Below are 527 nucleotides of genomic sequence, written 5' to 3' on the forward strand. Positions count from 1 at the left end.
GGCGCGGCACGAAGCCTTCGTATTTGGCGCTGACGCCGATCAGTTGTGGCTCATAGTAAAGCGGCAGCGCGCCGCCAAACTCCTTATGCTGCAGCGCCTGGCCCTGCCGGAGCAATTCGGCCGCCTTCGTGTCGTCGAGTTCGACGTCCACCGCGGAAATGATCGCGTCCATCTCGGCGTTGGAGTAGCCGTTCCGAACCAGTGGCGAGTAGAAGTATGAACTCCAGTGCTTGTTCGGGTTGATCGTGAAGTCGGTCCAGCCAATGAGCCCCAAATCGTAGGCGGGCTCCATAAACTTCGGGAAGTAGGACGACATTGCCAATGTCTCGACGCTCACGTTGATACCAACTGCCGCCAGCATGCCACCGATCGCTTCGGTAACCTGCTTGTCCATCGAGTAGCGCCCGTGCGGCCCCCCGACCTTGATCAGTTCTCCGTTGTAGCCGGCTTCTTTCAGCAGCTCCTTCGCCCGCTCGGGATCATAGGCATAATCCGGAAGACTGGCGTCGTAGCCGATCGTGCCCGGG

At 60.0% G+C, this 527-nt stretch carries 1 protein-coding gene; it reads right to left on the reverse strand.

The features are described from left to right. Positions 1 to 527, reverse strand: a 527-nt coding sequence (locus DJ029_RS21540; protein WP_232823177.1) for an ABC transporter substrate-binding protein, incomplete at both ends; no start/stop codon positions are given.

Origin of the sequence: Oceanibium sediminis, from assembly GCF_003265325.1 — a bacterium.
In the GTDB taxonomy this organism is placed as follows: domain Bacteria; phylum Pseudomonadota; class Alphaproteobacteria; order Rhodobacterales; family Rhodobacteraceae; genus Halovulum; species Halovulum sediminis.